Source organism: Pseudomonas sp. R151218B TE3479 (assembly GCF_053629195.1).
In genome coordinates, this window is the sequence record NZ_JBRJHV010000001.1 from 2,273,682 (window position 1) to 2,300,433 (window position 26,752).

General features: G+C 60.3%; 23 protein-coding genes. 17 read left to right on the plus strand and 6 right to left on the minus strand.

All coding sequences use genetic code 11. The features are described 5' to 3' along the window. Positions 1-89 precede the first annotated feature (89 nt). The 8 genes from dnaE to ispD all read left to right on the plus strand — a co-directional run bounded on the left by dnaE (position 90) and on the right by ispD (position 11,618). Entirely contained in the window at positions 90-3,611 is a 3,522-nt protein-coding gene (gene dnaE / locus AB7M32_RS10080) for a DNA polymerase III subunit alpha (RefSeq protein WP_454249811.1), read from the plus strand. A 149-nt stretch (positions 3,612-3,760) separates the two neighbouring features. Next, positions 3,761-4,708 (plus strand): acetyl-CoA carboxylase carboxyltransferase subunit alpha, encoded by a 948-nt coding sequence (locus AB7M32_RS10085; protein ID WP_060738991.1) that lies wholly within the window; start codon positions 3,761-3,763, stop codon positions 4,706-4,708. 135 nt (positions 4,709-4,843) lie between these two features. Further along, positions 4,844-6,172 (plus strand): tRNA lysidine(34) synthetase TilS, encoded by a 1,329-nt coding sequence (tilS, locus tag AB7M32_RS10090; protein WP_454249812.1) that lies wholly within the window; start codon positions 4,844-4,846, stop codon positions 6,170-6,172. 274 nt (positions 6,173-6,446) lie between these two features. Continuing rightward, positions 6,447-8,078, plus strand: a complete 1,632-nt coding sequence (locus AB7M32_RS10095) for a CTP synthase (protein WP_058542194.1) — start codon at positions 6,447-6,449, stop codon at positions 8,076-8,078. A gap of 4 nt (positions 8,079-8,082) precedes the next feature. Beyond that, positions 8,083-8,928 carry a 3-deoxy-8-phosphooctulonate synthase gene (gene kdsA / locus AB7M32_RS10100; RefSeq protein WP_053152762.1) on the plus strand — a complete coding sequence of 282 codons (846 nt, stop codon included), beginning with the start codon at positions 8,083-8,085 and terminating at the stop codon, positions 8,926-8,928. 246 nt (positions 8,929-9,174) lie between these two features. After that, complete coding sequence (gene eno / locus AB7M32_RS10105; protein WP_092330631.1) at positions 9,175-10,464, plus strand: phosphopyruvate hydratase; 1,290 nt, start codon at positions 9,175-9,177, stop codon at positions 10,462-10,464. A gap of 171 nt (positions 10,465-10,635) precedes the next feature. Then, positions 10,636-10,914 carry a cell division protein FtsB gene (gene ftsB / locus AB7M32_RS10110; RefSeq protein ID WP_003184873.1) on the plus strand — a complete coding sequence of 93 codons (279 nt, stop codon included), beginning with the start codon at positions 10,636-10,638 and terminating at the stop codon, positions 10,912-10,914. Then, entirely contained in the window at positions 10,911-11,618 is a 708-nt protein-coding gene (ispD, locus tag AB7M32_RS10115) for a 2-C-methyl-D-erythritol 4-phosphate cytidylyltransferase (protein WP_072408301.1), read from the plus strand. Before ftsB ends, ispD begins: the two co-directional genes overlap by 4 nt. 170 nt (positions 11,619-11,788) lie before the next feature. Here the strand turns inward: ispD and AB7M32_RS10120 are convergent, their stop codons facing one another. Beyond that, a complete protein-coding gene (locus tag AB7M32_RS10120; protein WP_454249813.1) occupies positions 11,789-12,685 on the minus strand; it encodes a LysR substrate-binding domain-containing protein in 897 nt (298 codons plus the stop codon). 107 nt (positions 12,686-12,792) lie between these two features. Between AB7M32_RS10120 and AB7M32_RS10125 the strand changes: the two genes are divergently transcribed. From AB7M32_RS10125 to rpoS, 8 genes are all read left to right on the plus strand, one after another. Continuing rightward, complete coding sequence (locus tag AB7M32_RS10125; protein ID WP_060738985.1) at positions 12,793-13,905, plus strand: S-(hydroxymethyl)glutathione dehydrogenase/class III alcohol dehydrogenase; 1,113 nt, start codon at positions 12,793-12,795, stop codon at positions 13,903-13,905. Positions 13,906-13,913: 8 nt separating this feature from the next. Continuing rightward, positions 13,914-14,759 carry an S-formylglutathione hydrolase gene (gene fghA / locus AB7M32_RS10130; RefSeq protein WP_454249814.1) on the plus strand — a complete coding sequence of 282 codons (846 nt, stop codon included), beginning with the start codon at positions 13,914-13,916 and terminating at the stop codon, positions 14,757-14,759. A 43-nt stretch (positions 14,760-14,802) separates the two neighbouring features. Next, on the plus strand, positions 14,803-15,276 hold the full coding sequence (gene ispF / locus AB7M32_RS10135) for a 2-C-methyl-D-erythritol 2,4-cyclodiphosphate synthase (protein ID WP_072408310.1): 474 nt from the start codon (positions 14,803-14,805) through the stop codon (positions 15,274-15,276). Then, entirely contained in the window at positions 15,273-16,331 is a 1,059-nt protein-coding gene (gene truD, locus AB7M32_RS10140; RefSeq protein WP_454249815.1) for a tRNA pseudouridine(13) synthase TruD, read from the plus strand. The genes ispF and truD overlap by 4 nt, the downstream gene beginning before the upstream one ends. Further along, the gene (gene surE / locus AB7M32_RS10145; protein ID WP_072408313.1) at positions 16,319-17,068 is read left to right on the plus strand and encodes a 5'/3'-nucleotidase SurE; all 750 of its coding nucleotides are present in this window, start codon (positions 16,319-16,321) and stop codon (positions 17,066-17,068) included. Before truD ends, surE begins: the two co-directional genes overlap by 13 nt. Before the next feature lie 41 nt (positions 17,069-17,109). Continuing rightward, the gene (locus tag AB7M32_RS10150; RefSeq protein ID WP_161796107.1) at positions 17,110-17,745 is read left to right on the plus strand and encodes a protein-L-isoaspartate(D-aspartate) O-methyltransferase; all 636 of its coding nucleotides are present in this window, start codon (positions 17,110-17,112) and stop codon (positions 17,743-17,745) included. Positions 17,746-17,956: 211 nt separating this feature from the next. Further along, positions 17,957-18,802 (plus strand): peptidoglycan DD-metalloendopeptidase family protein, encoded by an 846-nt coding sequence (locus AB7M32_RS10155; protein WP_060738980.1) that lies wholly within the window; start codon positions 17,957-17,959, stop codon positions 18,800-18,802. A 106-nt stretch (positions 18,803-18,908) separates the two neighbouring features. After that, on the plus strand, positions 18,909-19,916 hold the full coding sequence (gene rpoS, locus AB7M32_RS10160; RefSeq protein ID WP_047227588.1) for an RNA polymerase sigma factor RpoS: 1,008 nt from the start codon (positions 18,909-18,911) through the stop codon (positions 19,914-19,916). A 660-nt stretch (positions 19,917-20,576) separates the two neighbouring features. Here rpoS and fdxA read toward each other — a convergent pair. From fdxA to AB7M32_RS10185, 5 genes are all read right to left on the minus strand, one after another. Further along, on the minus strand, positions 20,577-20,900 hold the full coding sequence (gene fdxA / locus AB7M32_RS10165; RefSeq protein WP_030139464.1) for a ferredoxin FdxA: 324 nt from the start codon (positions 20,898-20,900) through the stop codon (positions 20,577-20,579). Between the two features lie 142 nt (positions 20,901-21,042). Next, positions 21,043-23,610, minus strand: a complete 2,568-nt coding sequence (gene mutS, locus AB7M32_RS10170; RefSeq protein ID WP_187330234.1) for a DNA mismatch repair protein MutS — start codon at positions 23,608-23,610, stop codon at positions 21,043-21,045. A gap of 268 nt (positions 23,611-23,878) precedes the next feature. After that, positions 23,879-24,046 (minus strand): hypothetical protein, encoded by a 168-nt coding sequence (locus AB7M32_RS10175; RefSeq protein WP_454249816.1) that lies wholly within the window; start codon positions 24,044-24,046, stop codon positions 23,879-23,881. Continuing rightward, on the minus strand, positions 24,043-24,801 hold the full coding sequence (locus AB7M32_RS10180; RefSeq protein WP_454249817.1) for a zeta toxin family protein: 759 nt from the start codon (positions 24,799-24,801) through the stop codon (positions 24,043-24,045). Before AB7M32_RS10180 ends, AB7M32_RS10175 begins: the two co-directional genes overlap by 4 nt. Before the next feature lie 127 nt (positions 24,802-24,928). Next, on the minus strand, positions 24,929-25,282 hold the full coding sequence (locus AB7M32_RS10185) for a DUF6124 family protein (RefSeq protein WP_063322743.1): 354 nt from the start codon (positions 25,280-25,282) through the stop codon (positions 24,929-24,931). 629 nt (positions 25,283-25,911) lie between these two features. On the opposite strand from AB7M32_RS10185, the gene AB7M32_RS10190 reads away from it, so the two are divergent. After that, entirely contained in the window at positions 25,912-26,646 is a 735-nt protein-coding gene (locus tag AB7M32_RS10190) for a LexA family transcriptional regulator (RefSeq protein ID WP_072343527.1), read from the plus strand. Positions 26,647-26,752: the final 106 nt, after the last annotated feature.

Below are 26,752 nucleotides of genomic sequence, written 5' to 3' on the forward strand. Positions count from 1 at the left end.
TTCAAGACCGGACACTCATGGCTGATGTTTTACCCAAGGCCCGGTACAATCCGGGCCTTGTTGTTTTCATGACTTAACGCAGGATCACTATGCCGGCTTCATTCGTTCATCTACGCCTGCACACTGAATACTCCCTGGTCGACGGTCTGGTGCGGATCAAGCCCCTGGTCAAGACCCTGGTGGGCATGAACATGCCTGCCGTGGCGGTTACCGACCAGAACAACATGTGCTCGCTGGTCAAGTTCTACAAGGCCGCCATGGGCGCCGGGATCAAGCCGATCTGTGGCGCCGACCTGTGGCTGTCGAACAAGGACCCGGACGCGCCGCTGAGCCGTATCAGCCTGTTGGTGATGAACGCCGTGGGTTATCGCAACCTCACCGAGCTGATCTCCCGCGGCTTTATCGATGGTCAGCGCAACGGCTCGATCATCATCGAGCGCGAGTGGGTGGCCGAGGCCAGCGAAGGGCTGATCATGCTGTCGGCGGCCAAGGAAGGTGAAATCGGCCTGGCCCTGATCAGTGGCAATCCCGACGAAGCCGAGACCCTGGCCCGTGACTGGATGGCGGTGTTCCCGGACCGTTTCTACATCGAGGTGCAACGCACCAACCGCCCCAATGACGAAGAGCACCTGCATGCCGCCGTGGCCCTGGCCGATAGGATCGGTGCGCCGCTGGTGGCGACCAACGACGTGCGGTTCATCAAGCAGGAAGATTTCGAAGCCCACGAAACGCGGGTCTGCATCGGTGAGGGCCGTGCCCTCGACGACCCGCGTCGGTCGAAGAACTACAGCGACCAGCAATACCTCAAGAGCGCCGAGGAAATGGCCGAGTTGTTCAGCGACTTGCCCGAGGCGCTGGAGAACACCGTCGAGATCGCCAAGCGCTGCAACATCGAAGTGAAGCTGGGCAAGCACTTCCTGCCCAACTTCCCGATTCCCGATGGCATGACCATCGACGAGTATTTCCGCAAAGTCTCCTTCGATGGCCTCGACGACCGCCTCCGCGTCCTGTTGCCCAAGGACACCACCGAAGATTACGAAGCCAAGCGCCAGGTCTATGTCGATCGGTTGAATTTCGAGCTGGATATCATCATCCAGATGGGTTTTCCCGGTTACTTCCTCATCGTGATGGACTTCATCCAGTGGGCCAAGAACAATGGCGTGCCGGTGGGCCCTGGCCGTGGATCGGGTGCCGGGTCGTTGGTGGCCTATGTGCAGAAGATCACCGACCTCGACCCGCTGGAATATGACCTGCTGTTCGAACGTTTCCTCAACCCTGAGCGGGTATCCATGCCCGACTTTGACGTCGACTTCTGCATGGACGGTCGCGACCGGGTCATCGACTACGTGGCCGAGAAATACGGCCGCAACGCGGTAAGCCAGATCATCACCTTCGGTTCCATGGCCGCCAAGGCGGTGGTGCGTGACGTGGCGCGGGTGCAGGGCAAGTCCTACGGTCTGGCGGATCGTCTGTCGAAGATGATTCCGTTCGAAGTCGGCATGACCCTGGAAAAGGCCTACGAGCAGGAAGAAATCCTGCGGGACTTCATCAAGGTCGACGAAGAGGCCGCGGAAATCTGGGAGATGGCCCGCAAGCTCGAAGGCGTGGTGCGTAACGTCGGCAAGCACGCCGGGGGCGTGGTCATCGCGCCGACCAAGTTGACGGACTTCTCGCCGATCTATTGCGACGAAGAAGGCGACGGCCTGGTGACCCAGTTCGACAAGGACGACGTCGAGGCGGCGGGCCTGGTGAAGTTCGACTTCCTCGGCCTGCGGACCCTGACGATCATCGACTGGGCGCTGAAAACCATCAACCGCGACCGGGCCAAGGTCGGCGAAGAGCCGCTGGACATTGCCTTCATCCCGCTGGATGACAAGCCGACCTACAGCCTGTTGCAAAAAGCCGAAACCACGGCGGTGTTCCAGCTTGAATCCCGGGGCATGAAGGAGCTGATCAAGAAGCTCAAGCCCGACTGCCTGGAAGACCTGATCGCACTGGTGGCCCTGTTCCGTCCGGGGCCCCTGCAATCGGGCATGGTGGATGACTTCATCAACCGTAAGCACGGCCGCGCCGAGCTGGCGTACCCGCACCCGGATTATCAGTACGACGGCCTCAAGCCGGTGCTGGCCCCGACCTACGGCATCATCCTGTACCAGGAACAGGTGATGCAGATTGCCCAGGTGATGGCCGGCTACACCCTCGGCGGCGCGGACATGCTGCGTCGAGCCATGGGTAAGAAAAAGCCCGAGGAAATGGCCAAGCAGCGCGGCGGTTTCATCGAAGGTTGCGCGAACAACGGCATTGATGCGGACCTGGCAGGCAACATCTTCGACCTGGTGGAAAAATTCGCCGGCTACGGCTTCAACAAATCCCACTCCGCCGCCTATGGCCTGGTGTCGTATCAGACGGCATGGTTGAAGGCGCATTACCCGGCGCCATTCATGGCCGCGGTACTGTCGGCGGATATGCACAACACCGACAAGGTCGTGACCTTGATCGAAGAAGTGCGGACCATGAAGCTGCGCCTCGACGCACCGGACGTGAACGCTTCGGAGTTCAAGTTCACGGTGAACGACGAAGGCCGCATCATCTATGGTCTCGGTGCGATCAAGGGCGTGGGCGAGGGGCCGGTGGAAGCCATCACCGAAGCGCGCCAGGACGGGCCGTTCAAGGACCTGTTCGATTTCTGCGCGCGGGTCGACCTCAAACGCATCAACAAACGCACCCTCGATGGTTTGATCCGCAGTGGCGCCCTGGACCGGCTCGGGCCTTACTTCCAGGATGAGCCCAAGGCCTACCAGGCCAACATCGACCGCAACCGCGCGGTGTTGCTGGCGGCAATGGAGGAGGCGATCAAGGCCGCCGAACAGACCGCCCGTACCCACGACAGCGGCCACGCCGACCTGTTTGGCGGGCTGTTCGTCGAGGAAGACGCCGATGTCTACGGCAACCATCGCAAGGCCAAGGAGCTGACCCTCAAGGAACGCCTCAAGGGTGAAAAAGACACCCTGGGCCTGTACCTCACCGGTCACCCGATCGACGAATACGAAGGCGAGATCCGCCGCTTCGCCCGCCAGCGCATCATCGACCTCAAACCGGCGCGCGACACCCAGACGGTCGCCGGCATGATCATCGCCCTGCGGGTGATGAAGAACAAAAAGGGCGACAAGATGGGTTTCATCACCCTCGACGACCGCTCCGGGCGCATCGAGGCGTCACTCTTCGCCGATGCGTTCCATTCGGCGCAGTCGCTGTTGCAGACCGACGCGATGGTGGTGGTGGAAGGCGAAGTCAGCAACGATGACTTCTCCGGTGGCCTGCGGCTGCGGGTCAAGCGGGTTATGAGCATGGAAGATGCCCGGACCAACCTGGCCGAGAGCCTGCGCCTGAAGTTGCAGACCCAGGACCTCAAGGGCGATCAGCTACGCTGGTTGGGCGAATTGTTCAAGCGCCATCGCGGTGCCTGTCCGATCACCATGGAGTACGTACGCCCCGATGCCAAGGCCGTGCTGCAGTTCGGTGAAGGCTGGCGGATCGATCCGGCGGATGCGTTGATTCAAGCCTTGCGTGACCAGTTCGGCAAAGACAACGTCTTCCTCCAATACCGTTGACGGCCAGGGGCCACTGTTGAAACCGGAATGCCCCTGATCTCGACCTGAATTTTTAATCTCGACCTGAACGCGCCTCTCCCTTAAGGTAGGCGCGAATAGACAACCGGCCGGCCCAAGCTCTCTTGGACGTCGACCCAAGACGGACGCCTATGAACCCGAATTTTCTAGATTTCGAACAGCCGATCGCCGACCTGCAAGCCAAGATCGAAGAGTTGCGCTTGGTCGGTAATGACAATTCGCTGAATATCGGCGATGAAATCTCTCGTCTGCAGGACAAAAGCCGCACGCTGACCGAAGACATCTTCGGCAAGCTGACCAGTTGGCAGATCGCCCGCCTGGCGCGTCACCCGCGTCGTCCGTACACCCTGGACTACATCGACCACATCTTTACCGAGTTCGATGAGCTGCATGGCGACCGTCACTTCTCCGATGACGCCGCGATCGTCGGCGGCGTTGCCCGCCTGGACGAGCAGCCGGTGATGGTTATCGGCCATCAGAAAGGCCGCGAAGTCCGCGAGAAGGTGCGCCGCAACTTCGGCATGCCGCGTCCGGAAGGCTACCGCAAGGCGTGCCGCCTGATGGAGATGGCCGAGCGCTTCAAGATGCCGATCCTGACCTTCATCGACACGCCGGGCGCCTATCCGGGCATCGATGCCGAAGAGCGCAACCAGAGCGAAGCGATTGCCTGGAACCTGCGCGTCATGGCACGCCTGAAAACCCCGATCATCGCCACCGTGATTGGTGAAGGCGGTTCCGGCGGTGCGTTGGCCATCGGTGTCTGCGACCAACTGAACATGCTGCAGTATTCCACTTACGCGGTGATCTCGCCGGAAGGCTGCGCCTCGATTCTGTGGAAAACTGCCGAGAAGGCGCCGGATGCCGCCGAGGCCATGGGCATTACCGCTGAGCGTCTCAAAGGCCTGGGCATCGTCGACAAAGTGATCAACGAGCCCGTGGGCGGCGCCCACCGCGACCCGGCTGCGGCGGCGGCACTGATCCGCGCCGAGCTGAGTTCCCAGCTGTCGATGCTCAAGAAGTTCGACAACGACGCGCTGCTGGCCCGTCGCTACGAGCGGTTGATGAGCTACGGTCTCTGATCCAAGCGCTGTCCCCCTGTGTGGGAGCGAGCTTGCTCGCGATAACGGTTTAACATTCAACAGATAAGTTGACTGATACACCGCCATCGCGAGCAAGCTCGCTCCCACATTTGATTTGTGTGAAGGCCAGTTTCTATGAATCAGTCCAGGATCGATCTGCCAACCCGGCTCCTCACACAGCTATCCCCCTGGCGCAACGCCGCCACCTGGCGCATCGCCTTCTCCGGCGGCCTCGACTCCACCGTCCTGCTGCACCTGCTCGTGACCCTTTCGCAACACCACGCCTTGCCCGCGCTAAGTGCTATCCATGTGCATCACGGCCTTCAGGCGGTGGCCGAGGCGTGGCCGGATCATTGCCGTTCGGTCTGTGCCGCCCTTGGCGTACCGCTGGACGTGGTGAATGTGCAAGTGCGCCCTGGCGCCAGTATCGAGGGTGCCGCCCGGGAGGCGCGTTATGGCGCGTTCGTGGCGGCCCTCCATGACAATGAAGTGCTGCTCACCGCCCAGCATCGTGATGACCAGGCCGAAACCTTGTTGTTTCGCCTGCTGCGGGGGGCAGGGGTGCGGGGTTTGGCGGCGATGCCACGGCAGCGGCCTTTGGGTCTGGGGCATCTGCTGCGGCCTTTGCTCGAGGTGTCCCATGCCGAGCTGCAAGCCTATGCGACGCAACAGGGCTTGAGCTGGATCGACGACCCGTCCAACGATGATCACCGGTACGCGCGCAACTACCTGCGCCAGCGGGTTTTTCCAGTGCTGGCCGAGCATTGGCCGCAAGCCTCGGCGACCCTGGCCCGAAGTGCTGCGCACATGGGTGAAGCCCAAGGCTTGCTGGACGACTTGGCGCGGATCGACTTGGCCCAGGCCATGACGCCGGACGCGTTCGACTGGCTTGGGCTGCAATCGCTGGTGCTGGCGCCGTTGCGGGTGTTGTCGCCGGCCCGTCAGCGCAACGCGTTGAGCCACTGGCTGGCGCCGCTGACCCTGCTGCCCGACACCGATCACTGGGCGGGCTGGGACTCGTTGCGCGATGCCGCGGACGATGCGCGGCCCATCTGGCGCCTGGCCGGCGGCGAGCTGCACCGGGCCGCCGGGCGGGTCTGGTGGTTATCCGACCACTGGCGATGTTCGCCGCCAGGCCCCGTCGACTGGGCGGATCCGGTACTGCCGCTGCGCTTGCCGGGCAATGGCCAGGTGGTGCTTATCGGCCAGCCGCCTGCGGGGCCGCTTAGCGTGCGCTATCGTCAAGGCGGCGAGGTGCTGGCGTTAGCGGGTCGTGGTCATCGTGATCTCAAGCGTTTGCTCAATGAAAAGGGCGTGCCGGCGTTCGTTCGCGGCCGATTGCCGCTGCTCTATCAAGGCGAGCAATTGCTGGCGGTGGCCAACCTGGCCGGGCTCGATGCACAAGCTGATAGCAGTTGGCGATTGATCTGGACGCCAGGAAACCAAGATCTGGGTTTGAGCTGAAAGGGGCTTTCCGGTAGACTACGCTCCCTTCTTGATACAACTTCTGTGGATTCGCCTGAATTGCAGGAGTTGCCGATTACCAAGCAGTCTTTGCTGGGCGATTCCAAAAAATGTGTAGCGAGCAACGTACCGGTGATTTCACTTCCGGTCTGTCCCAACGCGGCGGTTTTTTTGAAAGGTGCACTGTGATTAATGCAGGTGATCGGGGGCTTCGGCCTTCCTTCGCTTTCCCCGGCGGCTCGGACCGCTTTAACGCAGACTTCTAGGGTTTTTCATGACGCGCTACATATTCGTCACGGGCGGTGTTGTTTCTTCATTGGGGAAAGGCATTGCCTCGGCTTCATTGGCGGCCATCCTGGAGGCGCGGGGACTTAAGGTCACCATGCTCAAGCTGGACCCGTACATCAACGTCGACCCGGGCACCATGAGCCCGTTCCAGCACGGTGAAGTGTTCGTCACCCACGACGGCGCCGAGACCGACCTGGACCTGGGCCACTACGAGCGGTTCATCCGCACGACCATGACCCAGAACAACAACTTCACCACCGGCCGTGTCTACGAGCACGTGCTGCGCAAGGAGCGTCGTGGTGACTATCTGGGCGCGACCATCCAGGTCATCCCGCACATCACCGACGAAATCAAGCGCCGCATCATCAAGGGTGCCGGCGACGCCGACGTGGCAATGGTCGAAATCGGCGGGACCGTGGGCGATATCGAGTCCCAGCCGTTCCTCGAAGCTATCCGCCAGTTGCGTTTCGAAATCGGCGCCAAGCGCGCGATGCTGATGCACCTGACTCTGGTCCCGTACATCGCCACCGCTGGCGAAACCAAGACCAAGCCCACGCAACACTCGGTCAAGGAACTGCGTTCCATCGGCCTGCAGCCTGACGTGTTGATCTGCCGCTCCGATCACCCGATCGACATTTCGTCGCGTCGCAAGATCGCCCAGTTCACCAACGTTGAAGAGCGCGCGGTCATCGGCCTGGAAGACGCCGACACCATCTACAAGATCCCGGGCATCCTGCACTCCCAGGGCCTGGACGATTTCGTCGTCGAGCGCTTCGGCCTGCAGTGCGCCAGCGCCGACCTGTCCGAATGGGACGCCGTGGTCGATGCCAAGCTCAATCCGGAACACGAAGTCACCATCGCGATGGTCGGCAAGTACATGGAACTGCTGGACGCCTACAAGTCGCTGATCGAGGCGATGAGTCACGCCGGTATCAGCAACCGCACCAAGGTCAACCTGCGCTACATCGATTCCGAAGACATCGAGAATCAGGGCACTGGCCTGCTCGAAGGCGCCGATGCGATCCTCGTGCCGGGCGGCTTCGGCCTGCGGGGCGTGGAAGGCAAGATCACCGCCGTGCAATACGCTCGCGAAAACAAGGTGCCTTACCTGGGGATCTGCCTGGGCATGCAAGTGGCGGTCATCGAGTTCGCCCGTAACGTGCTGGGCTGGAAAGACGCCAACTCCACCGAGTTCGATCGCGCCAGCGGCCATCCGGTCGTGGGCCTGATCACCGAGTGGGAAGATGCCACCGGCGCCGTGGAAGTGCGCACCGAAAGCTCGGACCTGGGCGGCACCATGCGTCTGGGCGCCCAGGAATGCCTGCTCGAAGCCGGCTCCAAGGTGCACGATTGCTATGCCAAGGATGTGATCGTCGAGCGTCACCGGCATCGCTACGAAGTGAACAACAACCTGCTGCCGCAACTGATCGAGGCCGGCCTGAAAATCTCCGGTCGTTCCGGTGATGGCGCGCTGGTGGAAGTGGTCGAGTCCCCGGACCATCCGTGGTTCGTCGCCTGCCAGTTCCACCCCGAGTTCACCTCGACGCCACGGGACGGCCATCCGCTGTTCAGTGGTTTCGTGAAGGCCGCTTTGGCTCAACACCAGAAAAAGGCATAAGACGATGGCCCAGAAGATCATCCGCGTCGGCGACATCGAGATTGCCAACGACAAGCCCATGGTGCTGTTCGGCGGCATGAACGTGCTGGAAAGCCGCGACATGGCGATGCAGGTCTGCGAAGAATACGTGAAGGTGACCCAGAAACTGGGTATTCCTTACGTGTTCAAGGCCAGCTTCGACAAGGCCAACCGTTCGTCCGTGACGTCCTACCGTGGCCCGGGCCTGGAGGAAGGCATGCGGATCTTCCAGGACATCAAGCAAGCCTTTGGTGTGCCGATCATCACCGACGTGCACGAGCCTGCCCAGGCCGCGGTTGTTGCCGAGGTCTGCGACATCATTCAGTTGCCGGCTTTCCTGTCGCGCCAGACCGACCTGGTGGTGGCGATGGCCAAGACCGGTGCGGTGATCAACATCAAGAAAGCCCAGTTCCTCGCGCCCCAGGAAATGAAACACATCCTGAGCAAGTGCGAAGAGGCCGGCAATGACCAGTTGATCCTCTGCGAGCGTGGTTCGAGCTTCGGCTATAACAACCTGGTGGTGGACATGCTCGGCTTCGGCATCATGAAGCAGTTCGAGTACCCGGTGTTCTTCGACGTGACCCACGCCTTGCAGATGCCCGGTGGTCGCTCCGACTCCGCCGGCGGTCGTCGCGCCCAGGTCACCGACCTGGCCAAGGCGGGCATGAGCCAGTCCCTGGCCGGCCTGTTCCTGGAGGCCCACCCCGATCCGGACAACGCCAAGTGCGACGGCCCTTGTGCCTTGCGCTTGAACAAGCTGGAACCTTTCCTGTCTCAGCTCAAGGCATTGGACGAGCTGGTCAAGGGTTTTCCGACGATAGAAACCGCGTAACGCGGTTTTCTCCGGTAAAGTACCGCTCGATTATCGCTCTGGCCCGCTGGCCGCACTGCTCTTGTGGGAGCATGGCCTGCGATGGTGCCCTTCAGGGCTCATCGTCGGCAAGCCTTGCTCTTTGTGGCGAGGGAGCTTGCTCCCGCTGGAGTGCGAAGCGCTCCCATCCAGGCGCTTGGCTGCTTCGCAGCTGAGCGCGAGCAAGTTTTCTGCAACGTTCTAGTCAACTTTGGAGTGTTTACAACAATGGCAAAAATCGTCGACATCAAAGGTCGTGAAGTTCTCGACTCCCGTGGCAACCCCACTGTTGAAGCGGACGTGCTTCTCGACAACGGTATCATCGGCAGCGCCTGCGCGCCGTCCGGTGCTTCCACTGGCTCGCGCGAAGCGCTGGAGCTGCGTGATGGCGACAAGAGCCGTTACCTGGGCAAGGGCGTGCTCAAAGCCGTCGCCAACATCAACGGCCCGATCCGTGAACTGTTGCTGGGCAAGGACCCTGCCGACCAGAAAGCCCTCGATCACGCGATGATCAAGCTCGACGGTACCGAGAACAAAGCCTCCCTGGGCGCCAACGCTATCCTCGCTGTGTCCCTGGCCGCTGCCAAGGCCGCTGCCCAGGACCAGGACCTGCCGCTGTACGCGCACATCGCCAACCTCAACGGTACTCCGGGTGTCTACTCGATGCCGGTGCCGATGATGAACATCATCAACGGCGGCGAGCATGCCGATAACAACGTCGACATCCAGGAGTTCATGGTGCAGCCAGTTGGCGCCAAGACCTTCTCCGAAGGCCTGCGCATGGGCACCGAGATTTTCCATCACCTCAAGGCCGTGCTGAAGGCCCGTGGCCTGAGCACTGCCGTTGGCGACGAAGGCGGTTTCGCACCGAACCTGGCGTCCAACGAAGACGCGCTGAAAGTGATCTCCGAAGCCGTGGCCAACGCTGGCTACAAACTGGGTACCGACGTGACCCTGGCCCTGGACTGCGCCGCCAGTGAGTTCTTCGAAGACGGCAAGTACAACCTGTCCGGCGAAGGCCAGGTGTTCACCGCCGAAGGTTTCGCCGACTACCTCAAGGGCCTGACCGAACGTTATCCGATCATCTCCATCGAAGACGGTCTGGACGAGTCCGACTGGGCTGGCTGGAAAATTCTCACCGACAAGATCGGCGAGAAGACCCAACTGGTGGGTGACGACCTGTTCGTGACCAACACCAAGATCCTGAAAGAAGGCATCGACAAGAAGATCGCCAACTCGATCCTGATCAAGTTCAACCAGATCGGCACCCTGACCGAAACCCTGGAAGCCATCCAGATGGCCAAGGCCGCCGGTTATACCGCCGTGATCTCCCACCGCTCCGGTGAAACCGAAGACTCGACCATTGCCGACCTGGCCGTGGGCACTGCGGCGGGCCAGATCAAGACCGGTTCGCTGTGCCGTTCCGACCGTGTTTCCAAGTACAACCAATTGCTGCGTATCGAAGAGCAATTGAATGGCAAGGCCAAGTACAACGGTCGCGCCGAGTTTCGCGGTTAAGCGGTAAATGATAAAAAGACAGCGGCTTAGGTCGGAAAAGTCGCCATGGCGGTGCTTTTCCCTCTAATCTGATGCCTTATCAAGCACAAGCCTGGTTCTTCCAGGCTTCGTGCTATCAGACGCTTCAAAGTTTGGCATGGCGGTCTTTTTTCACTGGATACCTGATATTCGATGCGCAGTCCCAATTGGTTGTTTCTTGTCTTGCTCCTGTTGCTGGCCGGCCTGCAGTACCGCTTGTGGGTGGGCAATGGCAGCTTGGCGCAAGTGGCCGACCTGACTCAGCAAATTGCCGACCAGCACGCCGAAAACGAGGCGCTGCTGGAGCGTAATCGGGTGATGGACGCCGAAGTCACAGAGTTGAAAAAAGGCATGGAGACCGTTGAAGAGCGGGCTCGACATGAGCTGGGCATGGTCAAGGAGGGCGAAACCCTCTACCAGTTGGCCCAATGAGTATGCGTTTGCCGGCCTTCTGGGCCGTGATTCCTGCCGCGGGCGTTGGCGCCCGGATGGCCGCCGACCGTCCCAAGCAATACCTGCAACTGGGCGGACGCACAATTCTCGAACACAGCCTCGGCTGTTTCCTCGACCATCCCACCGTCAAGGGTGTGGTGGTCAGCCTTGCACACGATGATCCTTACTGGCCGACCCTGGCCTGCGCCAGCGACACACGCATCCAGCGTGTAGACGGTGGCGAGCAACGTTCCGATTCAGTGCTCAATGCCTTGCTGCATCTGCACGGGCAGGGTGCCGACGATCACGATTGGGTGCTGGTACACGACGCTGCCCGCCCCAATCTGGCTCGGGCCGACCTTGACACACTGCTCAGCGAGTTGGCGAACGACCCGGTCGGCGGCCTGCTGGCCGTTCCGGCGCGCGACACCCTCAAGCGCGTCGACAAGCATGGCCGCGTGCTGGAAACCGTTGATCGCAGCGTGATCTGGCAAGCCTACACGCCGCAGATGTTTCGCCTCGGTGCCTTGCACCGCGCCCTGGCCGACAGCCTGGTGGCGGATGCGGTGATTACCGACGAAGCGTCCGCCATGGAATGGGCGGGGCAGGCGCCTCGGTTGATCGAGGGGCGTTCGGATAACATCAAGGTCACCCGGCCGGAGGACCTGGAGTGGTTGCGCCAGCGTTGGGCGAATCGGCATTAAGCGGGACCTGTCCCCTCGTTAGATCTTCAGCATCTGGGCCGGCGCCATCGCGAGCAAGCTCGCTCCCACAATGGACCGGTGTGGAACACTTGCCCATCATTCGACGATAAACCCCAGTGGGAGCGAGCTTGCTCGCGATAGCAATCGGTCAGGCAACATAAAATTCACTGTCATCCCCGATACTCCGGCCGCTGCGCCAACCCCTCCTTCAAATACTCCACCAACTTGCGCACCTTCGGCGACAGATGCCGCTGCTGTGGATACAACGCCCACACCGCCGTATTCGGCGGCTGATGGGCTTCCAACAGGGAGATCAACGCACCACTGTGCAAATGCTCCAGCACGTAGTAATCCGGCAACTGACATAACCCCACGCCCTGCAGCGCCGCATCGAGCACCGCTTGCCCACTGTTGCAGCGCCAGTTTCCCTGCACCCGTTGGGAAAATTCCCGCCCGTTCTGTTCCAGTTGCCAGATGTCGGAGCTGCCGATCAGGCAATTGTGGCGGCTCAGTTCCGACACGCTGTGGGGCCGGCCGTAGCGTTCCAGGTAAGAGGGGGAGGCGCACACGTACATGCGCCGGGGGGCCAGGCGCGTGGCGACGAGGCGGGAGTCCTGCAAGCGACCCAGGCGAATCGCCAGGTCCAGGCTCTCATGCACCAGATCCAGCGGGCGATTGCTCAGCTCGATGTCGACCCGCAACTGCGGGTAGAGCCCCATGAACCGCGTCACCAGTGGCACGATAAACCGTTCGCCATAGGCCACGGCACAGGTCATGCGGAGCATGCCCTTGGGTTCGCTGGTCAGGTCGCCGACGGCTCGCAGTGCTTCTTCGCGTCCATCCTGCAGACGCTGGCAATGTTGCAAAAAAGTTTGTCCGGCTTCGGTCAGGGTCACCCGGCGGGTGCTGCGGTACAGCAAGCGTGTCTGTAGACGCTCTTCGAGTCGTACGATTTGTCGACTGATATGGGAGGAGGAAACCCCGAGACGCTCGGCGGCGGCGGTGAATTGGTTGCATTCGGCCACGGCCACAAATTCGTCGATGCCTTCCCAGCGGTTATCGGACATGAAAGATTATCCCTGTGCAGCAATAATGTTTTGCTTTTGGCTGGATTATTCATTGTCCGGCGGAGGATTACACTCCCGGTCTTGTATTTATTTGCTGGAGTACCCGAATGATCAAGTCGCGCGCTGCCGTTGCCTTCGAGGCCAAGAAACCCCTGGAAATCGTTGAAGTCGACGTCGCCATGCCCAAGGCGGGCGAGGTGCTGTTGCGCGTGGTGGCTTCCGGTGTCTGCCACACCGATGCCTACACCCTGTCGGGCGCCGACCCGGAAGGGATCTTCCCGTCGATCCTGGGTCATGAAGGCGGCGCCATTGTCGAAGCCATCGGCGAAGGTGTGACTTCGGTGGCGGTGGGCGACCATGTGATCCCGCTGTACACGCCGGAGTGCGGTCAGTGCAAATTCTGTAAGTCGGGCAAGACCAACCTCTGCCAGGCGATTCGCGCCACCCAGGGCAAAGGCCTGATGCCGGATGGCACTTCGCGTTTTTCCTACAAGGGCGAGACGATTTTCCACTACATGGGCACCTCGACGTTCTCCGAGTACACCGTGCTGCCGGAAATCTCCGTCGCGAAGATTCCAAAAGAAGCGCCGTTGGAAAAAGTCTGCCTGCTGGGGTGTGGCGTCACCACGGGCATCGGTGCGGTGCTCAACACTGCCAAGGTCAAGCCGGGTGACACCGTGGCGATCTTCGGCCTGGGTGGCATCGGCCTGTCGGCCGTGATCGGCGCCGTGAAGGCCAAGGCCGCGCGGATCATCGCCATCGACATCAACCCGGCCAAGTTCGAAATCGCCAAGCAACTGGGCGCCACCGATTGCGTCAACCCGAAAGACTTCGACCGTCCGATCCAGGAAGTCATCGTCGACATGACCGATGGCGGCGTGGACTTCTCCTTCGAATGCATCGGCAATGTGCAGTTGATGCGCGCCGCGCTGGAATGCTGCCACAAGGGCTGGGGCGAGTCGGTGATCATCGGCGTAGCCGGGGCCGGCCAGGAAATCGCTACCCGTCCATTCCAGTTGGTGACCGGGCGCGTCTGGCGCGGTTCGGCCTTTGGCGGCGTGCGCGGGCGCAGCGAATTGCCAAGCTACGTGGAAATGGCCGAGAAGGGCGAGATCCCGCTGGATACTTTCATTACCCACACCATGGGCCTGGAAGATATCAACAAGGCGTTCGACCTGATGCATGAAGGCAAGAGCATCCGCACCGTTATCCATTTCTGAGGTCGGTCATGAGTCTGGAAAACATTTCTTGCCAGAAAAGCTTTGGCGGCTGGCACAAGCGCTACCGGCACCGTTCCGACGTGCTGGGTTGTGACATGGTGTTTGCCGTGTACCTGCCACCGCAAGCCGAGCAGGGCGGTAAGTTGCCGGTGCTGTATTGGTTGTCCGGGCTGACCTGCACCGACGAGAACTTCATGCAAAAGGCCGGCGCCCAGCGCATGGCCGCCGAGTTGGGCCTGATCATCGTCGCGCCGGACACCAGCCCTCGTGGTGCCGACGTGCCGGGTGATCCGGACAATGCCTGGGACTTCGGCCTGGGGGCGGGCTTTTATCTGAACGCCACGCAGGATCCGTGGGCGCGGCACTATCGGATGCATGACTACGTGGTGCACGAATTGCCGGCGCTGGTCGAAGCGCATTTCCCGGCTTCGGACAAACGCGGCATCAGTGGCCACTCCATGGGCGGTCACGGTGCGCTGGTCTGCGCCTTGCGCAACCCGGGGCGTTACCGTTCGGTGTCGGCCTTTTCGCCGATCAACAATCCAATGGATTGCCCATGGGGTCAGAAGGCGTTCTCCCGTTACTTGGGAGAAGACCGCTCGAAATGGCGGGAATGGGATGCCTGTGCATTGATTGCCGAGGCGCAGGAGAAGCTGCCATTGCTGGTGGACCAGGGCGATCGCGATGATTTCCTGGCCAACCAGCTCAAGCCCGAAGCCTTGCAACAGGCGGCCAAGTCCGCCGGCCATCCGTTGGAGTTGCGCCTGCAACCGGGCTACGACCACAGCTACTTCTTCATCGCCAGCTTCATTGACGACCACTTGCAGCATCATGCGCGCGCTCTAAACGCCTAATGCAGGTAGAATCACGCCCTGACAAAAATCGGGGCGTTTTTTTATGCGTATTGGCCACGGCTACGATGTTCACCGTTTCGCTGAAGGCGACTTCATTACTCTGGGCGGCGTGCGGATCGCACACGGCTTCGGGCTGCTCGCGCATTCTGACGGTGATGTCCTGCTGCATGCCTTGAGCGATGCCTTGCTCGGCGCCGCGGCGCTGGGTGACATCGGCAAGCACTTCCCCGACACCGACCCGCAATTCAAGGGCGCCGACAGCCGCGTGCTGCTGCGCCATGTGGTCGCGCTGATTCATGCCAAGGGCTGGAAAGTCGGCAATGTCGACAACACCATTGTCGCCCAGGCGCCCAAGATGGCGCCGCACATCGAGTCGATGCGTCGCCTGATCGCCGAGGATCTTCAAGTTGAGCTGGACCAAGTGAACGTCAAGGCCACCACCACCGAAAAGCTTGGCTTCGTCGGCCGTGAAGAAGGCATCGCTGTCCATTCCGTTGCCTTGTTGCTGCGCCCATGACCGAACTGGAACTGTTGGGGCCGCGTGCCTACGGCCCATCGCTGGGCAGCGCGGTCCTCAAGGCCACCGCTGAAGATTTCCAGGTCGACGAAGTGCTCGATATCCCGTTGACCGGCGATGGCGAGCATTTGTGGATCTGGGTGGAAAAGCGCGGCCTGAACACTGAAGAGGCCGCCCGGCGCATCGCCAAGGCCGCCGGCGTGCCGTTGCGCACCGTCAGCTACGCCGGGCTCAAGGACCGCCAGGCCCTGACCCGTCAGTGGTTCAGCGTCCAACTGCCGGGCAAGGCCGATCCGGACTTGTCAGCGGCAGAAAACGACACGCTGAAGATCCTCAAGACCGGCCGGCATCGACGCAAGCTGCAACGCGGCGCGCACTCGGCCAATGGCTTCACCCTGCGCCTGACCCAGTTCAAGGGGGACGTGGCCGCCATCGAGGCGCGTCTGCAACAGATCATGCGCCAGGGCATCCCCAATTATTTCGGCGCCCAGCGGTTCGGCCATGACGGCGGGAATGTCGCCGATGCCCGTGCCTGGGCCGCGCGCAAGGCCTTGCCGGAACAGCGCAACGTGCGCTCGCGACTGTTGTCCACCGCCCGCAGTTTCCTGTTCAACCGGGTGCTGGCGGCGCGGGTCGCCGATGGCACCTGGCAACAAGCGCAGGTCGGCGACTTGCTGGCCTTCACCGACAGCCGCAGTTTTTTCCCGGCCGATGAGGCTGAATGCAGCGATCCACGCCTGGCGATCCTCGATCTGCACCCGACCGGGCCGCAGTGGGGCGAGGGACCATCGCCTGCCGCCGGCGCGACCTTTGAGTTGGAACAGGCCATCGCCGAGGACGAGGCCGATCTGCGGGACTGGTTGATAAACGCGGGAATGAGTCACGAACGTCGCATCCTGCGACTGCCCATTGGCGGGCTGTCGTGGCATTATCCCCAGCCTGACATTCTGCAACTGGAATTCGTCCTGCCGGCCGGATGTTTCGCCACTGTCTTGGTGCGCGAACTCGTCGATCTGGTGCCGGTGGGGCAGACGGACAGCCCATGCGTATTCTGATTTCTAACGACGACGGGGTGACAGCACCCGGTCTTGCCGCGCTTTATGCTGCGCTGGCGGATTTTGCCGAGTGCGTGGTCATCGCTCCGGACCAGGACAAAAGCGGCGCCAGCAGCTCGCTGACGCTCGACCGTCCGTTGCACCCTTGCTATCTGGATAACGGTTTCATCAGCCTCAACGGGACCCCGACCGATTGCGTGCACCTGGGTATCAATGGGTTGCTGGAACGAGCACCGGACATGGTGGTGTCGGGCATCAACCTGGGCGCCAACCTGGGAGATGACGTGCTGTATTCCGGCACGGTCGCCGCTGCCCTGGAAGGGCGCTTCCTGGAAAAGCCGTCGTTTGCCTTTTCGTTCGTTTCACGGCAGGTCGATAACTTGCCGACCGCCGCCTATTTCGCCCGTAAACTGGTCGAAGCCCACGGTGAACTGGACCTGCCACCCCGTACGGTGCTGAACGTGAATATCCCGAACCTGCCGCTCGATCACATCCGTGGCATCCAGCTCACGCGCCTGGGCCATCGTGCCCGCGCCGCCCAACCGATGCACGTCGTCGACCCGCGCGGCAAGGCCGGTTACTGGATCGCCGCCGCCGGCGATGCCGAGGATGGCGGGCCGGGTACTGATTTCCATGCGGTGATGCAGGGCTATGTATCGATCACGCCGTTGCAGTTGGACCGTACCTTCAATGACGCCTTTCGAAACCTCGATGGCTGGCTGGAGGGGCTGCGCTGATGGCTCGTGAGCAAGACGATATGCTGCGCCGTGGAATCGGCATGACCTCCCAGCGCACCCGTGAACGACTGATCCAGCGTCTTTACGAAGAAGGCCTGTCCAATGCCCAGGTGTTGGAGGTGATTCGCCGCACGCCGCGCCATCTGTTCGTCGATGAGGCCCTGGCCCATCGCGCCTACGAAGACACGGCATTGCCCATCGGCCACAACCAGACCATTTCCCAGCCGTACATGGTGGCCCGCATGAGCGAGTTGCTGCTCGAGGCCGGGCCGCTGGACAAGGTGCTGGAGATCGGCACAGGTTCGGGTTACCAGACGGCGGTGTTGTCGCAACTGGTCGAGCGGGTGTTTTCCGTCGAGCGGATCAAGGTGCTGCAGGATCGCGCCAAGGAACGCCTGGTGGAGCTGAACCTGCGCAATGTGGTGTTTCGTTGGGGCGATGGCTGGGAAGGGTGGCCGGCCTTGGCGCCATACAACGGCATCATCGTGACCGCCGTGGCCACCGACGTGCCCCAGGCCCTGCTGGATCAGCTCGCCCCTGGTGGACGGCTGGTCATTCCCGTGGGCGCCGGTGAAGTCCAGCAACTGATGCTGATCGTGCGCGAAGAACACGGTTTTTCACGACATGTCCTGGGCGCGGTGCGGTTCGTGCCGTTGCTCAATGGACCGTTGGCCTGAGCATTTATAAACGGACGCTGAATTCCGTGGCCACGTCTGTGTCTTACAGCGGCACCGATTCGCTGAACAGAGCCCAATGGCGTCGAGCAAACGTGTGCGGCGGCGCGTTGCGCTTCATTAATAGAGGCGCAGTCGTTGCCAGCTATATTTGTATGAACGCTGCCTGGACAGGCAGCCTCCAATTTTTCAGCCACCACAAAGGGAGCGGCGGGTGAGTCTCACAGTCATTGCGCAGCGTATGGGTATCACGAGCTTTCAGCGCCTGGTGACTGGCCTTGTCTTGAGCACTTTGCTGGTCGGTTGTTCCAGTACGCCGTCGAGCAATGTCCGGGTTGTCGATCGCAACAGCGCAACACCTCAACGTCCTACGGTAACGACCGGCCAATATGTAGTCCGTCGCGGTGATACGCTGTTTTCCATCGCTTTTCGCTACGGCTGGGACTACAAGGCCCTCGCGGCGCGCAACAACATTCCTGCGCCTTATACGATTCACCCCGGTCAGACGATTCGCTTCGATGGCCGGAGCGGTTCAACGCCTACCGCGGTGGTGACTCAGTCGGGCTCGACGGCTTCGTCATCGAGCAAAACCACGGTCATTCGCCGGCCGGCGGGGTCTGGAACGGCGGTAATACCGTCCGTCGCGAGCAAACCGGCCCCTGCTCCGATGCCTCCTGCGGGTCCCGCCCCGACTGGCTGGGGATGGCCTTCTAATGGCGTTCTCATTGGAAAATTCTCTTCAAACGGTAGTTTGAATAAAGGAATTGATATCGCCGGGGATTTGGGACAGCCTGTTTTAGCCGCGTCTGATGGCACGGTTGTGTACGCCGGGAGTGGTTTGAGGGGCTACGGCGAACTCGTGATCATCAAACACAGCGATACCTACGTCAGTGCCTACGGTCACAACCGCAGGCTGTTGGTTCGGGAGGGGCAGCAGGTCAAGGTCGGACAGACAATTGCCGAAATGGGATCAACGGGAACGGACCGGGTGAAACTGCACTTTGAGATTCGCCGACAAGGTAAACCAGTCGATCCGCTGCAATTCCTGCCACGTCGTTGATTTGATTGTCAGCCTGTTCCGTCACGTAGAGGGAACAGGCTCCAGCGTTGCCAAGGATAAAGGCGTCGCTTGAGCTTGAGGTCGAACTCACCAAAGGACTATAACAATGGCTCTCAGTAAAGAAGTGCCGGAGTTTGACATCGACGATGAGGTTCTCCTTATGGAGACCGGCATCGCTATGGATTCGATGTCGAATGATGAAGGGGCGACTCCACCTTCCGTTCGTGCCAAATCCAGACACTCCGCTTCACTTAAACAACATAAGTACATCGATTACACCCGGGCGCTGGACGCCACTCAGCTGTACCTCAACGAAATCGGTTTTTCGCCACTGCTCTCTCCCGAGGAAGAAGTTCATTTTGCGCGGCTGTCGCAAAGTGGCGACCCAGCCGGTCGAAAACGCATGATTGAAAGCAACCTGCGCCTGGTGGTGAAAATCGCCCGACGCTACGTCAATCGCGGCCTTTCGCTGCTGGACCTGATCGAAGAGGGCAACCTGGGCCTGATTCGTGCCGTGGAGAAGTTCGACCCCGAGCGCGGCTTCCGCTTCTCGACCTACGCCACCTGGTGGATCCGCCAGACCATCGAACGGGCGATCATGAACCAGACCCGGACAATCCGGTTGCCGATTCATGTGGTCAAGGAACTGAACGTCTACCTGCGGGCCGCCCGCGAGTTGACCCAGAAACTCGACCATGAGCCTTCACCCGAAGAAATCGCCAACCTGCTGGAAAAACCGGTGGGTGAGGTCAAGCGCATGCTTGGGCTCAACGAGCGGGTCTCCTCGGTGGACGTTTCCCTGGGGCCGGACTCGGATAAAACCTTGCTCGACACCCTCACCGATGATCGACCTACCGATCCATGCGAGTTGCTCCAGGACGATGACTTGTCCCAGAGTATCGACCAGTGGCTTTCGGAGCTGACCGACAAGCAACGGGAAGTGGTGATCCGCCGCTTCGGCTTGCGGGGGCATGAAAGCAGCACACTTGAAGATGTAGGCCTGGAGATTGGCTTGACCCGTGAACGGGTCCGGCAGATCCAGGTGGAAGGCCTCAAGCGTCTCCGGGAGATCCTGGAGAAGAATGGCCTGTCGAGTGAGTCGCTGTTCCAGTAACGAACGCAAGTGCAGCAGCAAAAGCCCCGACTGGTTCGGGGCTTTTTCGTTTCTGAGCAGATGCATTGAGCACTACGCCATGCGACGCACTCTTGTGGCGAGGGGATTTATCCCCGATGGGGCGCGAAGTGGCCCTGAAACAGAAATCGCGGTGTTCAATTCAATAATTTGGGACTGCTACGCAGTCCAACGGGGCGGTGCGACGTTTCGCTAAATCCCCTCGCCACAAGAGTGCGTTCCTCAGCCTTCTCTATTTATAGATTCGGCGTGTAAGCTTTTGCCTAGTGTTGCGTAAGCGTTCGGATTCCCGTGCACGGGATAGACGACTATAAAGGTTGTCGTATCTTTTTAACTTGCTGATTTATAAGGTTGTTTTATTTGTGGCTGTATCATGACAGAGACAGTCGACGGTATCCGGTGAATTGCACTCGGCGGGTAAAACACTAATATCAGTCCTGTGTCGACGGACAGACACACCCGTCAAGGACGATGGGAAGGAAGGACATCGCAGGACGCGATTCATCAGGACGATGAATAGGATTAAAGGGATTAGGGAAAAAATGTGGGCGGGTCAAACCGCCCCTTTTTTTGCCTGCGATTTCTTGAATCCGGAAAAGCAAAAAAGGCCCGCAAGGGGCCTTTTTAGCGAACGATGGGTAATCAGCGTTCCAGGTCTGCGATCTTGCCAGTCTTGCCATCCCACTCTTCGGCGTCCGGCAGAGCGTCTTTCTTCTCGGTGATGTTCGGCCAGATGTCCGCCAGTTCGGCGTTCAGCTCGATGAAGTTCTCCATGCCGGCCGGCACTTCGTCTTCCGAAAAGATGGCATTCGCCGGGCATTCCGGCTCACACAGGGCGCAGTCGATGCACTCGTCCGGGTGAATGACCAGGAAGTTCGGGCCTTCGTAGAAGCAGTCCACCGGACAGACTTCTACACAATCGGTGTACTTGCACTTGATGCAGTTGTCGGTGACGACGAAGGTCATTTCTAATTCTCTCCTCAGGCGGCGGCAGCGAAGACCCTTCACGGTGGGCTCGCCAGGTTTGGGAGCGATAGTCTGCAAACCAGGCTAATAGTCCGCAGCATCCCAAACCGCGCGAGATTCTAACAGCTTGAAAGCCTGTGCGTTAGATCCGTGTCTTCAATGTATAGAGTAAATCCAGCGCCCGGCGTGGGGTCAGGTCGTCCAGATCGAGTTTGGCCAGCTCGTCGAGCACCGGATGTGGCAGGCTGGCGAACAGGTCGCTTTGCTGCGGTGCGGCCGGCTTGCCCTTGGTCGGGCGTGGCACTTCGTGAGGCAGGCTGGTGGTTTCCAGGCGGCTCAGGTGCTCGCGGGCACGGCTGATCACTTCGCTCGGTACACCGGCCAGTTGTGCCACCGCCAGGCCGTAGCTCTGGCTGGCCGGACCGGGCAGCACATGGTGCAGGAACACGATACGCTCGTTGTGCTCGGTGGCGTTGAGGTGCACGTTGGCCACCAGCGGCTGGCTTTCCGGCAACACCGTCAGCTCGAAGTAGTGGGTGGCGAACAGCGTGTAGGCCCGCAGGTGCGCCAACCGTTCGGCTGCCGCCCAGGCCAGGGACAAGCCGTCGAACGTACTGGTGCCGCGTCCGACTTCGTCCATCAGCACCAGGCTGCGTTCGGTGGCGTTGTGCAGGATGTTCGCGGTTTCACTCATCTCCACCATGAAGGTCGAACGCCCACCGGCCAGGTCATCGCTGGAGCCGATCCGGGTGAAGATCCGGTCCACCAGGGACAGTTCGCAACTGGCCGCCGGGACGAAACTGCCGATGTGGGCCAACAGTACGATCAGTGCGGTCTGGCGCATGTAGGTGGATTTACCGCCCATGTTCGGACCGGTGATCACCAGCATGCGGGTGTTGTCGTCCAGGCTCAGGTCGTTGGCCACGAACGGCGTGGTCAGTACCTGCTCGACCACCGGGTGACGGCCCTGGCTGATGCGCATGCACGGTTCGCTGACGAAGCGCGGGCAGTTGAGGTCCAGGTTCAGCGCACGTTCGGCCAGGTTGCTCAGCACGTCCAGTTCCGCCAGGGCTCCGGCGGTGTCCTGCAACGGTGGCAGTTGGCTGATCAGGTCTTCGAGCAGCGCTTCGTAGAGCATTTTTTCCCGGGCCAGGGCGCGGCTCTTGGCCGACAGCGCCTTGTCTTCGAACGCCTTGAGTTCCGGGGTGATGAAGCGCTCGGCGCCCTTGAGGGTCTGGCGGCGAACATAATCGGCCGGGGCTTGCTCGGCTTGCTTGCTGGGCAGCTCGATGAAGTAGCCATGGATGCGGTTGTAGCCGACCTTGAGGTTGGCCAGGCCGGTGCGGGCTTTTTCCCGGGCTTCGAGATCGATCAGGAACTGACCGGCGTTTTCGCTCAGCGCTTGCAACTCGTCGAGTTCGGCGTCGTAGCCGGTTTTCAGCACGCCGCCGTCGCGGATCACCGCCGGTGGGTTGTCGATAATGGCCTTTTCCAGCAGCGCGGCCAGCTCCGGATAAGTGCTGGTGGTGCGCGCCAGTTGTTGCAGGTGCGGCGCTTCGAGGTCGGTCATCGCCACTTGCAGCTCGGGCAAGGCGCCGAGGGCATCGCGCAGGCGCGCCAAGTCCCGGGGACGGGCGTTACGCAGGCCGATACGGGCCAGGATCCGCTCGATGTCACCGATTTCCTTGAGCTGCGGTTGCAACTGCTCGAAGCGATAACGATCCAGCAGGCAGGTAATGGAGGATTGACGCGCCAGCAGCACGGTCAGGTCCCGCAGCGGCCGATTCAACCAGCGAGTCAGCAGGCGGCTGCCCATGGCGGTCTGACAGCGGTCGACCACCGACTGCAGGGTATTGTCGCGCCCGCCGGCCAGGTTGGTGTCCAGTTCCAGGTTGCGGCGGCTCGCGCCGTCCAGTACCACGGTGTCATCCAGGCGTTCGTGACGCAGGCTGCGCAAGTGTGGCAGGGCGGTACGCTGGGTTTCCTTGGCGTAGGCCAGCAGGCAACCGGCTGCGCCAATGGCCAGGGTCAGGTTCTCGCAGCCGAAACCCTTGAGGTCCTGGGTGGAGAACTGCTGGCAGAGACTTTTCAGCGCCGAGTCACGCTCAAAATCCCACGGCGCCCGACGTCGCACGCCACGGCGTTTTTCTGCCGGCAGGTCTTTGGGCCAGTCATCCGGGATCAACAGCTCCACCGGGTTGACCCGCTCCAGCTCCGCCAGCAGATTTTCCCAGCCCTTGATTTCCAGCACCGAGAAATTGCCGCTGGTGATATCCAGCACCGCCAGGCCGAACAGGCGTTCATCCCCCAGCACCGCGGCGATCAGGTTGTCCCGGCGTTCATCCAGCAAGGCCTCGTCACTGACCGTACCCGGAGTGATGATCCGCACGACTTGGCGTTCCACGGGGCCCTTGCTGGTGGCCGGGTCGCCGACTTGCTCGCAGATCACCACGGATTCGCCGAGCTTGACCAGCTTCGCCAGGTAACCTTCCGCCGCGTGGTAAGGAATCCCACACATCGGAATCGCCATGCCCGCCGACTGCCCACGCGCCGTCAGGGTAATGTCCAACAGCTTGGCGGCCTTCTTCGCATCCTCGTAGAAGATTTCGTAGAAGTCGCCCATGCGGTAGAACATCAACTGGTCGGGATGCTGGTTCTTCAGGCGCCAGTATTGCTGCATCATCGGCGTGTGGCTGGACAGGTCGTTCACGGCGGTATTCATGGGTGTCAGGCAAGCTCGTTGAAAGATGTGGGGCAAAAGGAGGGGCATTGGCCCGGCTTTTCCGCGATGGGCGCAAGGTTAACATGGGTGGTCTGGTGCTACCCAGGGATGAGCGTCTTCCATCGCTTTGGTAAAGTTGGATTTCTGACCCTTGGGTATTTCTTGCCAGCGGAGTGCTTGCAATCGCCTTACGGAGCATGGGCTAAAGATAATAAAAAACCCGACGCTTGGTCGGGCTTCTCTTAAAATCTGGATATTAGGTTCGTTTCGCCTCGGCTTGCATCATCAACTGATTCTGCTGCTTGGTAGCTTCAGTCAAAACCTCGCTGTAAACACGCTTCTTTTGGTCCGATTTTGCATTGCGAATAAAATCGGCAAAGGTGCTTTTGGCCCCTTTAGTCAAGCCTAGCTTGATCGAGATCATAGGTGCGCTCCTAATGGTGGCCCGAGCGTGGCCTCTAGGTCGGCCCGCGTATGTCGCTCAGGGATATGGTAGTCAATTTTATCGACACCAGCTTTGTAAAGTCGTCCCGAGTTGTCGATATGCTTGAGCAATAGATCCACATGGACGTCGCCTTGATACTCTAGCTTAAGCGCGTTCACTACGTCACGTGCGGCGAAGTAATGCTCGATGAAATGTTCTTTGCGAATTCTCCGGCCTTCAGCCGCTTCACGAGCGTTGACGAATCCCCAGGCAAGCACCGGCGATTGATAGACATACAAAATTTGTACGAATCGGCCTTTTTTCAAGGAGCGATCTACGTTCCGTCTTGCTACGTCTATGTTGGAAAACGTTCCGTCAAGGATGAAGGACTGCCTTTGGTCCAACGCAAAATCCAATATTTTTTCGACCAGAATCGACACGCCACCCTGAAAAAGCCAGGAGTTAGCCCCCGTGTAAGCGGGAAATTCGTTTCGCAGCTCATCGGGATCTATGCGTAGGATGGCTGCATCCGCAAATAGATTTACCAAGGCTATGGAGGCCTCGGTTTTGCCTGCGCCCGGAGAGCCTGCCATGAAAACTGATACTGGTGCCTCTTCTGGCGGATAAATCAGCTTATCTGTGAGTCTTCTCGCGATTATTTTTTTATTAGATCGAGCGAAGCGCAGCGCGTCTTCACAAACGGCTTGGTCTGCTAGCGTCATTACCTGGTTGCGTGAATCGGCATCGTCCGTCATCAATCCAACTCCTTCTCGATAATGCTTGCTGTCTGAGCCGAGCTAGGCTGGCTAGTACTGTTTAGTGAAGTGGGTGAGCCCCTAGCGAGGGGCACGCCCCCCCTCGCCGGGGCTGCATCATGAACGCCTACCTAGGCTCAACTACATCCAACGCCCGATTCGCCAGCAATTGGCCCAGCTCAATCATCTGTTGGACCCCCAACGCGATATGTCGTCGTGAGCCCTCCAGGTCGAACGCCAGGTCACTGACCATCGCATTGGCCGAGGCCAGGGTTTCGCTGAGGTTGGCGAGCAGGCATTCGGCGTCGATGTTAGGGGCGATGATGAAAAGGGTATCGAGTGTGTCGGATGTTTCTTTGCCGGCTTTGGGCTTGAGGTAATAGTCCAAGGCGCGGGTGGCGGCTTCGTCGAGTTTCCTGGCATTGGCCGATTGGCTGCGGGAGACGTGATCGTCTGGGGGATTTGGAGTGTTCTTCGGCATTCTATGGATCCTTGAAGTTGAGCCACCACTCACTCGCGACTAAACGAGGGGCGGCAGCTGTACGCAGGTTAGTCGACCGGGGATCCAAGAAACCGGCGCGCCCGAGGGCGCCCTGCGCACAGCTACCATCAAGTGCAGGAATAGAAGTACCTGACTGAATGGAGCAATGAGCACCTTGGAATACCGAGCGACTAAACCCGATCACTGATGGGCAGTGACGAGAATCAAAGTACTGATGGGATCCAAGGTGGACAAGCCGGCGGATTCTGGCGCAGTCGTAGGCAGAGGCGCAAGGCGATGTAGCCTGGTGTCGCATATTTGAAGGACGCGGATTGAGGATTTTCCCAAGAAGTTGTAGGGGAAATTCCCCAATTCAAGGATTGGATTGAACCTGTGGCGAGGGAGCTTGCTCCCGCTGGCGTGCGGAGCGCGCCCAACAGGATTGAACTCAATCGGCCTGATGCTCAGTGGTCGGAAGTTTTTTTGGGGCTGCTGCGCAGCCCAGCGGGAGCAAGCTCCCTCGCCACGGTGGATCGGGCCGACCTTGAGTGAATGGTTTCTTCATCGATATGCACGCTTATGCAAAACAGCATTTGTCTTCTGCGAAAAGAACAAGCACTATGCGCGTTATGCAAAAACGCAACGTTTCTACCGTATTAAGAGCATTGCTCGATCAGCACGGGATCTCCCCCACGGAGCTTCACCGGCGTACCGGCGTGCCTCAGTCCACCCTCTCGCGGATCCTCAGCGGCAAGATTGTCGATCCTTCGGATAAACACATCTCGAAGATCGCCGAATATTTTGCCGTGAGCACCGACCAGTTGCGCGGGCGCGCGGACGTTGCGCCTGCCGGCAATGCCCGCCGCGATGAGCCGCATTCCGAACTCAAGGACATAAGCCTGTGGGACGACGAAACACCCGTCGAAGAAGACGAAGTGTCGGTCCCTTTTCTGCGCGAGGTTGAATTGGCTGCTGGATCAGGAAGATTCGTCATCGAGGAAAGCGAGCGCTCAAGCCTGCGCTTTGGCAAGCGTAGCCTGCGGCATAACGGCGTGCAGTTCGACCAGGCCAAGTGCGTGACGGTGCGCGGCAACAGCATGTTGCCGGTGCTGCGCGACGGTGCCACGGTCGGGGTGAACGCAGGTAAGTGTGGAATTGGCGACATCGTCGACGGTGACCTCTACGCCATCAATCACAACGGCCAACTGCGAGTGAAGCAGCTTTATCGCCTGCCCACCGGCATCCGCCTGCGCAGCTTCAACCGCGACGAACATCCGGACGAGGACTACACGTTCCAGGAAATGCAGGACGAGCAAATCGTCATCCTCGGTCACGTCTTCTGGTGGGGCATGTACGCCCGTTAACCCCTCGGCTGTCAGATAAAACCCGCCGCCGTGCGGGTTTTTTTTCGCCTCCCGAAAACCCACTACCCCCCCCGCATTTACGAGGTTTCATGCGCCTACGCATTTC